Origin of the sequence: Castellaniella defragrans 65Phen, from assembly GCF_000612685.1 — a bacterium.
GTDB classification, from domain to species: Bacteria; Pseudomonadota; Gammaproteobacteria; order Burkholderiales; family Burkholderiaceae_B; genus Castellaniella; species Castellaniella defragrans.
This window is the reverse complement of sequence record NZ_HG916765.1, coordinates 2,951,929-2,967,869: the sequence shown is the minus strand read 5'-3', so window position 1 is coordinate 2,967,869 and position 15,941 is coordinate 2,951,929. Positions and strand designations below refer to the sequence as shown.

17 protein-coding genes, 1 pseudogene and 1 other annotated feature are annotated in these 15,941 nt (G+C 62.1%); of the genes and pseudogenes, 4 read left to right on the top strand and 14 right to left on the bottom strand.

Going from position 1 to position 15,941, the window contains the following annotated elements:
- Nucleotides 1-5: 5 nt before the first annotated feature.
- From BN940_RS13235 to BN940_RS13225, 3 genes are read right to left on the bottom strand one after another with little or no spacing between them, the layout of a single operon-like run.
- Nucleotides 6-569, bottom strand: a complete 564-nt coding sequence (locus BN940_RS13235; RefSeq protein WP_043683812.1) for a DUF1788 domain-containing protein — start codon at nucleotides 567-569, stop codon at nucleotides 6-8.
- Nucleotides 559-1,389 (bottom strand): hypothetical protein, encoded by an 831-nt coding sequence (locus BN940_RS13230; protein ID WP_242404197.1) that lies wholly within the window; start codon nucleotides 1,387-1,389, stop codon nucleotides 559-561. The genes BN940_RS13235 and BN940_RS13230 overlap by 11 nt, the downstream gene beginning before the upstream one ends.
- Nucleotides 1,386-2,285, bottom strand: coding sequence for a helix-turn-helix transcriptional regulator (locus BN940_RS13225; RefSeq protein ID WP_043683810.1), 900 nt, complete (start codon nucleotides 2,283-2,285; stop codon nucleotides 1,386-1,388). Before BN940_RS13225 ends, BN940_RS13230 begins: the two co-directional genes overlap by 4 nt.
- Before the next feature lie 516 nt (nucleotides 2,286-2,801).
- Here BN940_RS13225 and BN940_RS19275 point away from each other — a divergent pair.
- The 3 genes and pseudogenes from BN940_RS19275 to BN940_RS13210 all read left to right on the top strand — a co-directional run bounded on the left by BN940_RS19275 (nucleotide 2,802) and on the right by BN940_RS13210 (nucleotide 5,698).
- A complete protein-coding gene (locus tag BN940_RS19275) occupies nucleotides 2,802-2,948 on the top strand; it encodes a hypothetical protein (protein ID WP_158386299.1) in 147 nt (48 codons plus the stop codon).
- Between the two features lie 12 nt (nucleotides 2,949-2,960).
- Nucleotides 2,961-3,844 (top strand): annotated as a pseudogene (locus tag BN940_RS18625) (IS3 family transposase); the annotation flags it as partial.
- Nucleotides 3,239-3,355, top strand: a sequence feature (AL1L pseudoknot). (Overlaps the previous pseudogene by 117 nt.)
- Before the next feature lie 339 nt (nucleotides 3,845-4,183).
- Complete coding sequence (locus BN940_RS13210; protein WP_148304855.1) at nucleotides 4,184-5,698, top strand: IS5 family transposase; 1,515 nt, start codon at nucleotides 4,184-4,186, stop codon at nucleotides 5,696-5,698.
- Here the strand turns inward: BN940_RS13210 and BN940_RS13205 are convergent.
- The 3 genes from BN940_RS13205 to BN940_RS13195 form a co-directional block, all read right to left on the bottom strand.
- The gene (locus BN940_RS13205) at nucleotides 5,618-6,379 is read right to left on the bottom strand and encodes a TrbJ/VirB5 family protein (protein ID WP_043683806.1); all 762 of its coding nucleotides are present in this window, start codon (nucleotides 6,377-6,379) and stop codon (nucleotides 5,618-5,620) included. The genes BN940_RS13210 and BN940_RS13205 overlap by 81 nt on opposite strands.
- A gap of 81 nt (nucleotides 6,380-6,460) precedes the next feature.
- Nucleotides 6,461-6,835 carry a hypothetical protein gene (locus BN940_RS13200; protein ID WP_043683804.1) on the bottom strand — a complete coding sequence of 125 codons (375 nt, stop codon included), beginning with the start codon at nucleotides 6,833-6,835 and terminating at the stop codon, nucleotides 6,461-6,463.
- A 607-nt stretch (nucleotides 6,836-7,442) separates the two neighbouring features.
- Nucleotides 7,443-8,756, bottom strand: coding sequence for an IS1380 family transposase (locus tag BN940_RS13195; protein WP_043680420.1), 1,314 nt, complete (start codon nucleotides 8,754-8,756; stop codon nucleotides 7,443-7,445).
- Between the two features lie 117 nt (nucleotides 8,757-8,873).
- Between BN940_RS13195 and BN940_RS13190 the strand changes: the two genes are divergently transcribed.
- Nucleotides 8,874-9,209, top strand: a complete 336-nt coding sequence (locus BN940_RS13190) for a hypothetical protein (protein WP_043683802.1) — start codon at nucleotides 8,874-8,876, stop codon at nucleotides 9,207-9,209.
- On the opposite strand, the gene BN940_RS13185 is transcribed toward BN940_RS13190, so the two are convergent.
- The 8 genes from BN940_RS13185 to rhuM form a co-directional block, all read right to left on the bottom strand.
- A complete protein-coding gene (locus BN940_RS13185) occupies nucleotides 9,203-11,632 on the bottom strand; it encodes a VirB4 family type IV secretion/conjugal transfer ATPase (RefSeq protein WP_052355857.1) in 2,430 nt (809 codons plus the stop codon). The two genes, BN940_RS13190 and BN940_RS13185, sit on opposite strands and share 7 nt — an antisense overlap.
- Entirely contained in the window at nucleotides 11,629-12,024 is a 396-nt protein-coding gene (locus BN940_RS13180; RefSeq protein ID WP_084330689.1) for a VirB3 family type IV secretion system protein, read from the bottom strand. The genes BN940_RS13185 and BN940_RS13180 overlap by 4 nt, the downstream gene beginning before the upstream one ends.
- Nucleotides 12,025-12,027: 3 nt before the next feature.
- Complete coding sequence (locus BN940_RS13175) at nucleotides 12,028-12,348, bottom strand: TrbC/VirB2 family protein (protein ID WP_084330688.1); 321 nt, start codon at nucleotides 12,346-12,348, stop codon at nucleotides 12,028-12,030.
- Nucleotides 12,349-12,448: 100 nt separating this feature from the next.
- Entirely contained in the window at nucleotides 12,449-13,084 is a 636-nt protein-coding gene (locus BN940_RS13170) for a lytic transglycosylase domain-containing protein (protein ID WP_043683800.1), read from the bottom strand.
- 11 nt (nucleotides 13,085-13,095) lie between these two features.
- Nucleotides 13,096-13,779 (bottom strand): TrbM/KikA/MpfK family conjugal transfer protein, encoded by a 684-nt coding sequence (locus BN940_RS13165; protein ID WP_052355856.1) that lies wholly within the window; start codon nucleotides 13,777-13,779, stop codon nucleotides 13,096-13,098.
- A gap of 57 nt (nucleotides 13,780-13,836) precedes the next feature.
- The gene (locus BN940_RS13160) at nucleotides 13,837-14,130 is read right to left on the bottom strand and encodes a plasmid mobilization protein (protein ID WP_043683798.1); all 294 of its coding nucleotides are present in this window, start codon (nucleotides 14,128-14,130) and stop codon (nucleotides 13,837-13,839) included.
- A gap of 42 nt (nucleotides 14,131-14,172) precedes the next feature.
- Nucleotides 14,173-15,186 (bottom strand): virulence RhuM family protein/type II toxin-antitoxin system death-on-curing family toxin, encoded by a 1,014-nt coding sequence (locus BN940_RS13155; RefSeq protein ID WP_043683795.1) that lies wholly within the window; start codon nucleotides 15,184-15,186, stop codon nucleotides 14,173-14,175.
- A 447-nt stretch (nucleotides 15,187-15,633) separates the two neighbouring features.
- A complete protein-coding gene (gene rhuM / locus BN940_RS18615; RefSeq protein WP_084330687.1) occupies nucleotides 15,634-15,912 on the bottom strand; it encodes a RhuM family protein in 279 nt (92 codons plus the stop codon).
- Between the last annotated feature and the right edge of the window lie 29 nt (nucleotides 15,913-15,941).

The window sequence follows — 15,941 nt, the reverse complement described above, 5'->3', positions numbered from 1 at the left end:
AGGGGTTAGTCGCGGGCCAGCAATGGCATGGCCAGGTAGTTCCAACCGTCGCGGGCATCCAGCAAACGGTAGGCGTGGGTTTCAGGGTGGTGTTCGCCGGGGAAAAACACCAACAATCGCCCCGGGACGGATTCTTTGATGCCTTCAACCAAGGTGGACACGCGGGCCAGGCCGAACAGTGTTCCTACGCCCAGCAATGCGACGACGGTGTCAGCGGTGGCTTGTGCTTGGATCTGGGTATTCAGTTGGGCGGTCAGATCTGCCGTGAATTCGGTAATTTCGCCGCTTGGGTAGCCCGCCAGGTCTTCTGGGGATTCAAAATAAGCATTGCGGTATTCCTGGGCCGCCATCCAGCGCGGAAAGGCATCGGTCACATCCAGCAGCAGCCAGTCTTTGCCCGCCTGCTGGGTGATCAGCTCAAATTCGCCCAGACTGGCACGCAGGCGCAATTCGTCGGTTTTGTCGTACACCGCAAAAATGACCCGCTGGATGGCGGCCAGCCCCGCTTGCCAGGGCACGGTGAGCTGATTGCGCCAGGCATTGGCCAGTTTGTTGATCTTAGAGGACATGGATGAGCTCCTGGCGAATAGCGTCTTCTGCGGGGGTGAGTGCGCCTGGGAAGCGGATTTCCTGCACACCGCCCGCATTCATGAAGACCAGCAGGCCTCGTTGTGAGGCGGTCTGGGCGAGGGCAGCCAAGGCGTCTGGGCCGACTTGGTAGGGGGCCAGCCACAGTGAGGTGAACAGGCGCGGGCCGCTGCGGCCTTCCAGGTAGGCCATCAGCAGCAGCAGCACGAGGGCTTCAGGCGTCAGCGCTGGCTGCGCACGGTGTTTGCGGGTATGGCCCAGCAGAAACCCGGCGGCAGTCCAGGTGCCAGCGATGTTCTGGGCGAAGGATTTCAGTGATGCTGTGCTGAAGCGGTCGGGATAGCGGTGCGCCAGTTCGTGTTCCAGCGCGGTGCGGGGCAGGAAGGTGCCGATGGCTTGATCCAGAATCAGCGCTTGGGTATCGCGCAACAAGGGATCGCGCGCCATCGCCATCGCCAGGGCCAGTTGCGGCTGGGCGGCGTCAGACAGTGGCCAGAGCGTACGCATGAGGCGAAAGAGTGGGTTGTCGTGGCTGAGGCCATACAGCCCATGCAAGTGCCGCCAGGCCAGGTCGCGGGCCTTCTGGCTGGGCTTGCCCAGCACGTTTTGCGTTTTGATGGCCTGAGCGTAGTCGGCTGTGTCGGCGCTGGCTGCCATGTGATCCAGCAGGCGGCGGATATCGTCCAGCATCATGGTGCGCGCCGCATGGGGGCCGTTGATGCCAAAGCGAAACCCTAGCTGGGCCAGGAGTGCTTGCCGCGTGGCCGATTGCTGGCTTGGGAGGTAGGGCGGCGTGCTCATGCGGCCCCCGTAGTGCTAGGGGCCTGATAACCGGGGGCCACCCGCGCGCTATCGACGCCATACAGGACTAGGGCATCTTGCAGCCACAGACGGTATTCCTCCCCGTCCAGGTGGTGATCGGGCGTGCAGTCCACGTTATACAGACGCAGCACATAGCCCGCCACCGCAGCCCGTAGCCGCAGGCGCAGCATGCCGTCGGTCATGCCGTAATCCAGACAGGTGGTATCGGGGTAGGGGCGATCCGGGTGGGGCACCAAGGTCAGGTCCAGAATGCGCCCCCATTGCAGATCGTGTTCGGGGCGTTCATGCGCCTGGGGTGGGGTACGACTGGGGCTGGGCTTGATGATGCGCGTCAGGACAAAATCACGAAACTGGCCGCTTTTGCGATCAAACGCGCGAGTGTGCCAACGCAAGCCGGTGTTCAGCAGCGCAAAGGGGACGATCTCACGCTGGCTGGTGCCGCTGGTCAGTGCGTGGTAGGTGATGTGCAGGGCTTGCTGGGCATGGATGGCCCGGGTCACGGTGGCCAGGGTATCTGGGTTGGGCAGTGACAGCGATGTAGGGGCTGCGCAGGGCAGCAGGGCATCGGACGATGGCGCGGTCGTGTCGCCGGTCTGTTCGGCCAGCCAGCTGAGGATCTGATCCGTGGGGACGTTGAACAGGGGTTTGAAGGGGCTGCCCAGGTAATAGCGTTTGTTGCGACTGTCGTAGTCGATATTGCGTGGGGCCAGGTCTTTATACAGCGCCAGATCGCGTGAGGCGGCCGCAGACGCCATGCCAAAGCGCTGCATGAGTTCTGCCCGACCGATTTCGCCCAAAAACCGCAAGCGCAGTTCGATGTGCTTGAGGCGGTCTTTTTGGGCGTGCGACAGCGTCGTGGGCGGGCTGGATAGCATATGGGCAGCAAGGTGTGACAAACCTGCCCAGTTTATCGGATTAGTGCGGTGGTGTCATCAAAATGATGTGCATCGAGCAAAACAACAAAGGTTCTGGTTTTGCGCTTCGAGAAAGCGCACCTGCAGGGTACGGCATGATTTATGTCAGACCGCCCTCTGGCGGTAGGGGCGCTCGCCGCGCGGCCAGTGTTCCCAGTCCATCTCCATGGTGCGGGCAGCCATTGCCCTGAGTGCGCCGCCTAAAACGCCGACTGTATCACTGCGCTCCTTCCTGCAAGGGGTGCGCTTCGCCGGGTACTCACCCGGTCCCTTCGTTTCTCTTCGTTCTCCTGCGGGCTGCGGCTTCCGTGCCCGCCCCTTTCCGGTCGTCCCTGCGTGATCCAGCGCGGCAAGGCGACGAACTCACGGCAACGGTGGCACTCCGGGCCAGACAGTAGGACTGCGAACACCGCAAAACCTACAGAAGGCTCGGAATCTTCGGCCCCGGTAGCCGGATAACCCCGAAAGGAGAGCACCATGAAAGAAATCAGCACCGCCGCGCTGGGCTACGACAATATGAACGATGTGCATACGCTGTATGTCCGCAGCCCCAGCGGGCGCTATCGGCTGGCGTCCGATGATCAGGTGAATCACCCCGGGTTTTGCGGAAGCTCCGAGCTTTGAGAGAATGGAGTCATGGCAAATCAAACGAAGTTTTCCCCCGAAGTGCGCGAACGCGCGGTGCGGCTGGTGCAGGATCATCGCAGCGAGTACCCGTCATTGTGGGCTGCGGTCGGTTCGATCGCCCCGAAGATCGGCTGCACGCCGACCACGCTGTTGGATTGGGTCAAACGCAGGGAGATCGACAGCGGTGTGCGCCCTGGCGTGACCAGCGAGGAACGCGAGCGCATCAAGGCGCTGGAGCGCGAGGTCAAGGAGTTGCGCCGGGCCAATGAGATCCTGAAGACGGCGAGCGCTTTTTTTGCCCAGGCGGAGCTCGACCGCCAACTGAAGAAGTGAACGCCTATATCGACGGACATCGGGACCTGTACGGGGTCGAGCCGATCTGCAGGGTCTTGCAGGTTGCCCCGTCAGCCTACAGGCGTCACGCCGCCCGGTGCCGCAATCCGGCGCTACGCAGCCATCGTGCGCAGAGGGACGAACAGCGGATGGTGGATATCCGCCGCGTCTGGGATCAGAATTTCCAGGTCTATGGTGCGCGCAAGGTCTGGCGCCAGATGTGTCGGGAGGGCAAGCCCATTGCCCGCTGCACGGTCGAGCGCTTGATGCGGCACATGGGTATCGAAGGCGTGCGTCGGGGCAAGCGGGTGCGCACGACGATCCCGGACGCCTCCAGGCCATGCCCGCGTGACCTGGTGCGCCGGGCCTTCCATGCAGATCAACCCAACCGTCTGTGGGTGGCCGATTTCACCTATGTCTCGACCTGGCAAGGGTGGCTGTATGTGGCCTTCGTGATCGATGCCTATGCCAAGCGGATCGTGGGTTGGCGGGCCAGTTCGTCGATGACCACCGACTTCGTGCTCGATGCCCTGGAGCAAGCTTTGTATGACCGGCGACCCGATCCTTTGACGGGGGCCAGAGCCTCAAAGAGCGCCTGCATCGGGCCATTGACAGCGTTACTCAGAACATTCTCAGTCTGAGTCATGACCCATTGAGCAATATCACTGGGGGCAGAGGGTGGAGTAACTGGGGGAGTTATGCCGGCCATGACTCAGCCTCAGTTCGTCGTGTCATTCGTGTTGCTGGCTTTTGTTTCGTTGCCAAACCAGCCGCCGTAATCGGCCCTGAATTATAAATAACTCATTGATTTTATTGTAAAATAAAGCCACTCCAGACTATCAAATCCCCCAAAAACAGCCCGCTGGGGCTCATTTTCTGGGAGATTGCCCCGAAACCGCATGAGTCAGATTGACGATTTTTTCCGCAGCCGCCTGGACCAGATGATTGATCTGCGTAAACCCCTGGCGGTGCTTGCCACGCATATTCCTTGGCAGGAACTGGAGGCGGCTGTCGCACACCGTTTTGCGCGTCAGGTGCGCACCGGCCGGCAGGTTGAGGATATTGATCTGTTTGGCCCGACGATGGCCGTGGTAGGGGCCGGCCATTCAAACGCGGGGCGTCCCCGGCTGCCGATGCGGCTGATGATTTCGCTGCTGTATCTGAAGCACACCTTCAACGAGAGCGATGAAGGCGTCTGCGAACGCTGGAGCGATGCACCCACCTGGCAGTATTTTTCGGGGCAGGAGTATTTCGAGAATCGCCTGCCGTGCGATCCCAGCGCCATCAGCCGATTCCGGGGGCTGTTGGGTGAGGAAGGCGTCGAAGAGCTGCTGGTGCAGACTTTGGTGGTGGCCATCAAGCTGGGGCTGATCGAGCGCACGGCGATGCAGTCGGTGATAGTGGACAGCACCGTGCAAGCCAAGGCGGTGGCGCATCCCACCGACAGCCGTTTGCTGGAGGTGGCGCGCCAGAAGATCGCCTGCGCGGCCAAGGCGCACGGCATTGCGTTAAAGCAGAGCTACGCCAAGGAAGGCCGGGAGCTGGCCAGGAAAGCGGGCCGCTATGCGCATGCCAAGCAGTATCGGCGCATGCATAAGACGATCAAGCGCCAGCGCACGATTCTGGGCCGTCTGGCGCGTGACATTGAGCGCAACAAGACAGTGCTGGCGCAGAGCATCCAGGACGCCTTGGACCCGTTATTGGCTCGCGCACATAAGATCGCGGCTCAGAGCCGTCGGGGCGCGAAGGTGAAGGGAAAAGACAAGGTCTACAGCTGGCACGCCGATGAGGTGGAGTGCATCAGCAAGGGCAAGGCCCGTACGCCCTATGAGTTTGGAGTGAAGGTGGGCATTGTCACCACCTTGAAGGGGAATCTGATCGTGGGAGCACGCAGCTTCCCTGGCAATCCGTACGATGGCCACACACTGGCCGAGCAGTTGGAGCAGTCCCGCATCCTGATGGAGGCGGTGGACGTGGCTCCGCAGACCGTCTACACGGATCTGGGCTATCGAGGCGTTGATGCCGAGATCCCGGAATATAGCCTTAAACACCGAGGCAAATTCAAACGTCTCACCGACCAGGAGCGCCGAATGCTTAAACGGCGCCAGGCGGTGGAGCCGGTCATTGGGCATCTGAAAAGCGATCATGGAATGAATCGCTGTCATTTGAAAGGCCAAACGGGTGATGCGATCCATGCGGTGTTGTGCGCGGCAGGCTTCAATATCAAGTGGCTGCTGCGCATGATTGCCCGCAAGGGCATCGGCCCTTTATTTTTGTGCCGATTTATTGCGTGGATTGGTCGTCAGATTCAACGCCTGATGCCCATGATGGGCTCAAGAGGCGATTGGGTTGATCCGGTGGGCTGCCTGCCCTATCGAAATCCGTGGCCTCGGATCGCCGGAAATTCGGCCTGAAACAGGACAAATGAATTTTTCAGGGACGACGCCGTAGACCCGTTCGGCACGGGCTTGAAGCAGGTTGCGCTCCGCATCCAACTGCTGGCCGGCGAGCTGTATCCGGGTCTGTTCTGCCTGGATGTTGGCCTGTTCGATCTGGATGCGGGCCTGTAGCTCGGCAATTTCCTTCGGGTTGGTGGTCTGGTTGATCTTGTCTTGCAAGGCATCCACGTTGGCCAGGCGTCGGGTCATCGAGTCGTAGGCGCGTTCGCTCATGGCCTTGGATGTGGCTTCGATATTCAGTGCGCGCTTCGAGAGCGCCTGGCGATCCTCCTGGAAATTTACAGGGGCCATCACTTCGTCCGTGATGCGGCCCACATCGCCATCCAAACTGGAGCTGCCAGATCGGTTCAGCAGATCCTCAGCGCTGGCAGGCAGCGCCGCGCGTAGCTGATTGCGGATGTCGGGATTGCCGACCACGTTGCCGTAGCCGCTGGACTGCGTGAAAGCAGCCAGTTGGCTTTTGGCCGTGGCCAACTGATCGGTCAGATTTTTCAGCTGGTCTCTGGCGGTTAGCAGTTGCTCTTGCAGCTGGGCGATAGTGGCCGCATCGACGGTGGGGATGCCGCTGGCGTGGACGGGTGAGAGGAATACGGCGGACAGGGCAATGCCCGCCGCAAATGATTTGCAGCGTGTCATGAGGTGAACTCCGAAGGGGTAATGAAAAGCTGACAGGCGTCGGCTTTTGGGTCGTGCAGCCAGGAAGTGGGCTGCAGATGGCTATTCCTTGCCGATTGCGCTTTGGTATTGGGCTTCGGTGATGCGGTGAGCCTTCATACGGCCAGAGACGATGGCATCTTCTTTTTCGTTGTATGCCAAGTGAACGGTATCGGCGACAACCAGGATGTTGTCTGCCTTCTGGATGGTGGCAGGGACGGTACGGGTTTGATAGCCGACCGTCCCAATGATGCTCCAGGCCGTTTCCTTGAATAGGAAGCTGTCGCCGTTGCGCTCAATGTGGATCAGGGCAGGGTGATTTCCCTTATCGGATTTCCAATACCCCACGAACTTCTCCCCGTCAGGCTCCGTCTTGCATCCGGCCAGGATAGTCAGCAAGGAAGCGCCAGAGGCGGCAATGAAATATCGTCGGTTCATGAGGTGTCCTATGGTGAAAGGTTGATGGGGTGTCTCTGGTGCCGCTTGAAGATTGCCGAGGCGTCGGCCACGCTGCTGGTGGGTCCAGCTTTTGTAAGCCAGTACGCCCGCTCAGATGGTTTCAGGATGTTCCACCAGGCCATGCCCATGGCCTCGTCCGCAGTGGGCGGTCGGTTCAGGCCTGAAGGATTTACGGGCATAGATCTGGACCCTCCGTTTCGTGTGCTGGTCCCTGGGGTTGCAGGGGGTGATCGAAGCGCACGCCGATCAGGTCCGCGATGCGTTGCCAGTCGGTCGGTTGCGGGCGGTGGCCATCGGCCTCATGGATGTGCAGGCTGTAATACTTATGCACACCTTGCTCGAAATATTCTTGATCCTCACGCGGGGACGAGGACGAAAACCAGAGGTACGGCTGATGCCGTGGGTCAGAGGCAGAGCCCGGACATTTCGTCAGCAAGCCTGTTTAAGTGATTTCCCGGTAGTCCGGCTGCCTCGGCGACGCGGCGGAGGGGATCGGCGGCGCGGGAAGCTGTTTTTCAGTACCGCAGGCGCAATGGTCCCTACCCCCGTTGCTTTATCGCGTGCCGGGGACAGCACTTTCTCGGCGCTACGGGGCCATGGCGCGCGCGGCGTGCGCGTAGACGTGGCGCAGCGGATGATGCGAGGCCAGCAGGATGCGGACCCGCCGGGTATTGCGCACGATGGCCGCACCGACCTTCAGCAGGCGCACCCGGATGGTGGCGGCGCTGGCGCGCTCCAGTTCGGTGCCTCGTAGCGCCGTCTCGCGCAGCCGCTGCATCAGCGTATAGGCCAGGGCCGCCAGCAGCAGCCGGAACTGGTTGGCGGCGAACCGGTGGCAACTGGCGCGCGTACCGAACAGATCGAGTTGCGCTTCCTTGATGCGGTTCTCGGCTTCGCCCCGGGCGCAGTACAGCTGATCGTACAGTTGCATGGCATCGCAGTCCCGGATGTTGGTGACCACGAAGCGCGGGTTCACGCCCTGGGCACCGTACTCCAGGCGGGTGAGCACGCGCCGGGGCCGATCCCACGACCCGGCCGCGTAGGTGAACTCACTGACCAGGCGCTGCTTGCGCCCGGTGCGCTCGTAGCCGTCCTTGAGGATTTCCTCGGCCTGCGCAACGCGCGCCTGAAGCCGTTTATTGCGTGCCAGGCCGATGATGTATTGCACGCCGCTGCGTTCGCACCAGCGGATCAGCGGCTGACGGCAGAACCCCGAGTCCCCACGGATGATGATCCTGACCTCGGGCCATGCCTGACGCAGCCGGTTCACCAGCAGGCGCAGCACCGCCGCCGCGTGCCTGGCCCCGTCAATGCGGCTGGGGCGCAGCAGGCAGGCCAGCATCGACTGGCCGCAGAACACGTACAGCGGCAGATAGCAGTGGTGGTCGTAGTAGGCGTGGAACTGCTTGAGCTCCTGCTCGCCGTGCAGCGGGATATCCGAGGCATCCACATCCAGAATCAGTTGCCTGGGCGCGGTGGCGAAGCTGGCGATGAAGTGTTCAACCAGCACCCCATGCAGCGCCCACGCATCGGCGCGGGTCGCCCCCGTCTCCAGGCGGCTGAGCGTGGGTGAACTGGCCAGGGCACGATCTCGCCCAACAGCCGTTTGCATCAGCAGATCCCCGCGCAGCGTATCGTGGTCGTTCAGGTCTTCGTAGCCGCAGCACAGGCCGTACAGGCGCTGGGCCAGCAGATCGCGCAGGCGGTGATGAATGCGGCCAGCGGCCCGGCGCTCGGTCAAGGCCTTGGCCGCCATGCGCGACAGGCCCGTGCGCGCATCAATTCTTCGCAGCAGCATCAGCCCGCCGTCGGAGCTGAGATCGCCGCCTTGGAAATTGGCCTGTAAATGGCGCCGTCCAAGGCGTCCAAAGTCCAGTTCTTCAGTGGTACGATTTGGCATAGGCGGTTCTTTTTGGTTGTATGGCGTGAGACCCAATAACCATAAGCCCTCGGGCAGGAATCGCCTATTCCTTTTTACCCGCCTGACGAAATTTCCGGGAGAGGGCGAATCCATGCCGTGATCCTGGGCGATACGCTGCAATTCATCCGCATCGACGGCTTCGCGCTCGATGACGGCTTCGCCTTGGCTGAATTGCCCTCGATCCAGATCATCTTGGGTCCAGCGTTCGCAGTAGATCGAGATCAGGAAGGTGTCTGCTGCGGTCGTCGATTCCGGCATTTCCAGGCCCAGGCGCTGGTAAAAACCGGGGTCCTGGTGCGCCTGCTGATCCTGCCGGGCCTGGTGTTGGTCCTGGCTACGGGCGCGTTCAGCCCGCAGCCGATCTGCGTCATGCTGCATGGTGGGATGTCCTATGGGGAGGGCCGGTCATGCGTGACCGGCGTGGTTTACTGACGGGCTTGCTTGACGGCGGCCAGGTAGACCGGCAACCAGGCGGCAGGGTCGGTCCCGGCCTGGGCGACGGCGGCTTCGGCGATTTCCGCCATGTCCGGACTGCCGGAGAACACCAGCAGTTCGTCGTCGCAGCCCGATAAATCCAGTTGGGCGACGGTGACGCTGGCCCCTTGCTTGACCAGAAACTTGCGGCTGGCTTCACCCAGGCTCTGGAGCAGTTCAAATTCCGCGACCGTCAGGCCAAAGCCCTCGATGTAGTCGCGGGCGCGGGCCTTGGGGTTGGGCAAAAGAATCAGGGTGGCCGTTTGCTGCACCAGGGATGCGCCGACGGGGTTGTCGATGATGGCCCCCGGTTCCTGGGTCGCCAGCGCCAGCACCCCATTTTTCTTGCGGATCGTGCGGGCCGCGTCCTGCATGGACTCCTGAAAATGCGCGTCCTTCAACGGGTGCTGGCACTCGTCGTACAGATTGATGATGCGCCGCCCATCGTGCAGCGCATCGACGCGGTGTTTCAGGTACAGGGTGGCTGCGCCGCGTACTTCGTCATCGTCCAGCAATTCCGTCAGATCAAAGCCAAAGAGGGCGGGCCGGTCACTGCTGGTTTGCAGGTCCAGATCGTCCGTGGGGTTGTCGAATACCCAGCCGTATTCACCCCCCTGGCACCAGGGGGCCAGGCGGGCGTGGATGGTGCTGCGGGTGTCGTCCTCACTGTAGGGGTTGGGCAGCAAGGTGTTCAGGGTGGACAGCGTTCTGGCCGGTCGGTCAATCAGCGTGGTCAGCTGCTGGACCGCCTGGGTGATGTCCGCCCGTTGCCGGGTGGTGACGGCTTCGCCCTGGCGTTCGGCCAGGTAGGTGACCAGACGCACCATGAAGGCCACATTGCCCTTGGTGGCTTCCATCTGAAAGGGATTCCAGCCGGTCGGCTCCCCCAGGCGGATATTGAAGTACCGCCCGCCCAGGGCCATGATGAGTACCTGCATGCCCTGGTCTTTGTCCCAGACCACGCAGGCAGCCCCGAATTTCTGCGCCTGGGTCAGCAACATGCCTTGCAGCACGGTTTTGCCGGTGCCGGTCATGCCGATGATCAGGGTGTTGCCCGGGCGGCGTTTGCCGGTTTCGTCCAGGTCTTCCGTGGAGGCATGGAAGTTGAAGAAAAAGGGCGATCCCGTCTGCGTTTTCAGCATGGTGACGGCTGGCCCCCAGGGGTTTCCGGCAGGCTTGCCCGTCAGCTGGTTGTGCAGGCTGGAAAAGCACAGGAAATTCAGGGAGGTCACAGGCACGGGCCGGGGCCGCCAATGCCAGTTGCCCGGCAGTTGCGCCCAGAACCCGGCTTCCAAGGCCCGATCCAGGGGCCGAAAGCCTACGGCGTCTTCGGCCAGGGCGGTGGCCGTCTGCGCCAATGCCTGACGCACACTGTCCGCCGAGGTGCCATACACCAGGAGGGTGGCATGGTGATCCCCCAGACCCAGGCGGGCCGAGGTCAGATCGTCCATCACATCGGTCAGTTGCGTGACCTGACTGACCGAATCGTCACCCGAGTCGACAAGCAGCTTGTGGTGTTTCTTGACGAGTTTCTTGGCGGCGGCTCCTGTGTGACTGCCCCAGGATTGCGTCAGCACAAACTCATGGGGCAGGCCCAGCAGCCGGTCCAGGTGGCCCGGTTTGGTGGCTTCCGGGTAGTCGCGCAATTCCATCATGCCAAAGAGGCGTGACCCGGCGACGGTGCGCAGTTCGCCCAACTCGCCGTGGCGGCCAAAGATGGGACGGGCCTGCGGCAGGGTTTCGCGCAGCCGTTCCCGGCTGATCGGCACGGGCCGATGGGTGCCCGACAGCAGGAACCCCATAAGTTCAGCCGTTTCGCTGAACGCCAGCCCCCGGCGATCCACGATGCCGAGGATCTGCGGATCGTAGCGGTACAGGCCTGCGGTCAGTGCCCGCACGGCGCTGTCCAGGCGTTCGATGGATTCGTCCTGCCAGTGAGCCAGGCGTTTTGCATCCGCCTTTTCCAGGCTGGCGAAGGTACCCAGCACGGGGTCTGCGACGGGATGGATCAGCACACTCAGGTACAGGTCATTGACCATCAGCCCCGAGGTGTCGAACGTCGCCCGGTAGGCCGCATCAAAGCGGGTGGCGAAAGCTTGTGCAAATGTGCTGTCGGGGTATTCCGTCACACGCCTGCGGATGATGTGAGAATACAGGCCGAGCGAACCCATGGGCAGGCCGCGCAGCACATTGTGCAGGGCCTCGATCCAGTCTTTCAGTTCAGCCTGTCCGTAGGCGTCCGGTGCCCGACCGGCGACCTTGATGACCGCCAGGTATTCGTGGTTGTCGCAGGCAATGATGCGGTCGGTGACATGGTGGGAATAGGGCAGATAGCGGGAAACCAGCCGTTCATCAACGGCCAGTGCGGTGGCTGCGGTCATGGCAGAGTCCTTCGGGAAAGCAAACGGCGCCAGGGTCGGTGGCGGTGGTAGCCCTGCGGGGCATAGCTGGAACCGCGCCAGAATCGCTGCTGGCGATTCGTGCGCCGGGTCTTGAGTTCCAGCCAGAGGATGTCGATGGCTTTGTCGTCATCGCGGGTGAGCATGGCCAGCGTGGGCATCACGACCAGTAGCAGTCCCCACCAGGCCAGTCCGGCAGTCATGGCAATGATGGCCACGCATACGAACGCACCGAGCATCAGGGTGGTGGGGATGCCCATGAAGGTGGCCTTGCGGCCCAGTCCCTTGAATACGGGATAGGTGTTCGGGGGCTGGTGATCGGGCGGCTGGTTGGCGTGGCCTGTGCGGGCGTCCGGTGTGCTGCGGGTAGCCATGGCTTATTTCCACAGCAGGACCACCAGTTCACCGGCGGAACCAGCCAGCAGGACGCTGATGCCCCAGCGGATGGCGTCATCCTTTCGCATGACTTCCGCCGAATACAGCACGAAGATGATGACGCCGATGATGACGGCGGCAATCGGCAGGATGATGTCCAGATTGTCTTTGAGGGTTTGCAGCGTGGTCCGGGCGCGAGACAGGCCCCCCAGCGTTTGCGCCCATGTCGCGTGACTGACCATTGCCAGTATCCAGAGTGTCACCAGCCTGTCCATGAAATGTCGCGGGGTTGTCTGGAGTGTGAGGTGTGGCATTTTTTGCATGGCATGACTCCTGCCCCAGACGCCGGCAGGCGTGTTGGGGTGTGTGGTGGGAAAAGAATGGGAAGGGCAGCGGGCCGCTGGATGCGGTGCTGCGGAGGGATCAGTGGGCCGGTGGCTGAAAGCCATCGGCGATGGGATGTGCTGTGAAGCCGTCCGGGGTGCCGGGTGGCTGGGTGGGCGTTGGGGCTGACGCGGTATCCGGGCTGTCCGTCTTGGCGGGTTGCGCGTCGTCAGCGGATGCCGCATTGTCGGGGTCTGGCTTGAGGGCCGGGACCACAATGCCCGCCTGGGCCAGTACCTTGCCCACATAGCCATTGGCAAAGCCCCGCGTGAGGTTGCCGGTGTTGTAGCAAGACAGTGCCGCCCGCAAGGCTTGTTGCGGCTGGCGATGGTGGCGCAGCGCCCTGGCGTAGCAGGCGGATAGCACGGTCTGGGCAGCGGTCAGATTCTTGCAGGGATCGAAAACCGTGGTGCTGTCCAGGCCCAGCCAGCGCCAGTTGCGCACGTTGATCTGGCCCAGGCCTGCGTCGAAATCCACACCCCGGGCCATCAGGTCCTGGGCGGTGCGCTGGGCTTCTTCCAGGGTGCCGGGTTGCTGGATGGAGGCCTGGCGCTTGCTGTTCACCCCAATGGCGTATTGCCGTGCGCCCGACTCGTGGCGAATCAGTGCGTCCAGCGTGACCGGGTGAATGTGCGGTGCGCAGGCAAGGGCGAGGGAGGCCAGGGCAGAAAGCATGGCGCGACCCCTTAGAAACCGGCCCGGTGCCTGGGGTCGGACAATGAGAAATTCCAGCCAGAGGCCCATTGGCCGTTGTGATCCGCGTCCCATTTGGCCTGGGCCGCGTCATAGTCCACAGCCTTGACCCAGCGCCCGCCCATGGTCGGGCGACCGACATAGCGGATGGACAGTTCGTAAGTCCAGGCGTGATCGTTGTAGGCCACGCACCAGGCGGGCAACTGCGTCAGCGTCACCGTGGGCAGCGGCTGGACTTCGTAGACGGGTTCCCGGTTGCCGGTGGATGCGTCGTATCGGTAGCCGCGCTGCCGCCATTTGTAGGCGGTGTCCGCGTAGCTGCGATTCAGATAGTCGGCATCGCACTTGCCTGCGCCGCGGGAAATGGCGTCCACTCGCTCGGCCATGCCGGGTTCTGCGGCCGCAGGGCATTGCGCCAGGAAGGCGCGGCGGGCGGCGACCGTTGCATCCCAATCCAGGCCATGACGGTTGTATTTGAGGATGCCGAAATAGTGATCCAGCGATGGGCTGCATTCGCCTGGGCGCAGGCTGGACGACAGGCAGAGCGTGGCTTCGCAGGCCAGGCGCGGGATGCCGGTCAACAGGTCAGCGTCGGCGGTGCCGGAGGCATGGGCAAGGGGAGCCAGGACGCAGGCAAGCGCCAGCGTCCCGGCCCGCAAGGCGGGAAGGGTATGCATGGGGAGATTTCCTGGGGAGAGGGGACAGCAGGTGGCCGAAGGGTGGCCTGGGAGGGGTTAGCGGTGTTGCAGCAGTGTCTGTTGGGCCAGGGCGATGTGTTCGGGCTTGGCCATGGCCCGCACCAGATGGGCGGTTTCAACCGCAGCGGTGCGGGTATCGCGGAGCTGGCCCAATTCGGCCACGATCTGGCGTAGCAGCGTCAGTTCTTCCTGGAGGGTATCGTCGGCAGCCAGGCGGCGGCGGATGTAGTTGGACAGGGACAGGCCGGACAGGGCTGCGGCTTCGCCCAGCCGCGCAGCATGGGATGGGGTCACCCGGATGCGGATGACCTCGGAGAGAGGTTCAGTCATGGGGGTTCCTGAAAATGGTGGCGTTATGCGCCAGTGTGTCAGTCAGGTGTGGGGGGAAACCTGCTGACGGGGCTGGGCGGGGGCCAGCATGTTTTCGATCAGGCGGATCATCACCTCTTTGGCTTTCGGGTCTGATTCCGCCACCAGCAAGGCCAATGCGGCCAGGCCGACATCGTTGATCACAGGTTCGTTGTGGCGCAACAGGCGGCCATTGCGGGCCAGGAAATCGACGAACAGATAGGAGCCGATGCGCTTGTTGCCGTCCGAAAACGGATGGTTCTTGATGACGAAGTACAGCAGATGGGCGGCCTTGGCTTCAACGGTTGGGTACGCGGGTTCCCCAAATACGGTTTGGTCCAGGTTGCCCAGGATCGCGGTGAAATGGTCGTCGCGTTCGTTGCCGAACAGAGGGGTGGCCTCCCGGCGGGCCATCAGGTCGGCTTTCAGCCGTGCGATGCCTGCGTGGGCCTCATCGGGAGAGGGTAGCACCCCGCCCGGGCTGCCGGTGGGTTCGGCCAATAGACCTTCGTCATAGCGTTGCAGCCACAGAAACGTATGCGTGTAGCGGGCAATCACATCGACCAGGCCACGCCCTTGATCGGTCGTCAGGGCTGCGCCTGCGGCGGCTTTTTTCACCAGGGTCAGGGCGGCTTCCAATTCAGCGGCGTTTTGTTCAAATCGCTGCTGGCTCAGGGTATAGCCTTGGGTCAGGTGCTGGCGCAGAACTTGTGTGGCCCATTGGCGAAAGCGGGTGGCACGGGTGGAGTTGACGCGGTAGCCGACGGAAATGATGGCGTCCAGGTTGTAGTGCTTCAGCGTTCGTCGCACCTGACGGCGACCCTCCTGGCGAACTACCGAGAAATCCTCGGTAGTTGCTGCTTCCTGGAGTTCTTGCTCTATATAGATGTTCTTCAGGTGCAAGCCAATGTTATCGGTTGATGTCGTAAAGAGTTCAGCCATCTGTGCCTGTGACAGCCAGACGGTTTCGCCTTCCAGCCGTACTTCCACCTGCCCGGCTTCGGCTTCAAAGATGATCAGTTGTTGTCCTTCGGTCATGGCGTATTCCCGCCTGTGCGGCAGCAGGGTTCAGTAGAATAACGAGTGAAAGGGGTGGTTCAGTACGGAGCAGATCCGTTATACAGTACCTCGCGGATACCCAGGCATGTCCCGGGAGGCTTTCAGCACATAAGTGCCAAGCCCGTCGTTTTGGGTATCTGTTTGGGTATTTCGTCGGCAAAGGCCTTTCAAGACCCGCATGAAACCCGACAATTCGAGTCTCGCCGACCCACCGAATAGTCCAGGCTGATCCGGATCAGTCCGGGAAATCAAAGAAAACCCGCATGAACACTGGTTCTTGCGGGTTTTTTCTTGTCTGGGTGTTCCGGGTCGGGTCCCACAATTGGTACGAAGCGGTGGTCGGTGCGGTTTCGCACCCCGGAGGGCAAGCGCGGCAACCGTGTGATCGATTTTTATCGTGCGTGGCCGTTTGCAGCCGATTCTGGGTCATGCCAAGGTCGGGGCGACTTCCAATTCAGCGGCGTTTTGTTCAAAACGCTGCTGGCTCAGGGTATGGCCCTGGGTCAGGTGCTGGCGCAGCACCTGTGTGGCCCATTGGCGAAAGCGGGTGGTACGGGTCGAGTTGACGCGGTAGCCGGCGGAAATGATGGCGTCCAGGTTGTAGTGTTTCAGTTTTCGTCGCTCCTGGCGGTGACCCTCCTGGCGAACTACCGAGAAACATGACGGAGCCTTTGTAGACCGCGACGCCGCGCTGCCCGGCGGCAAGCGTGATTTCCTCTTTTAAGCTGGAGAAA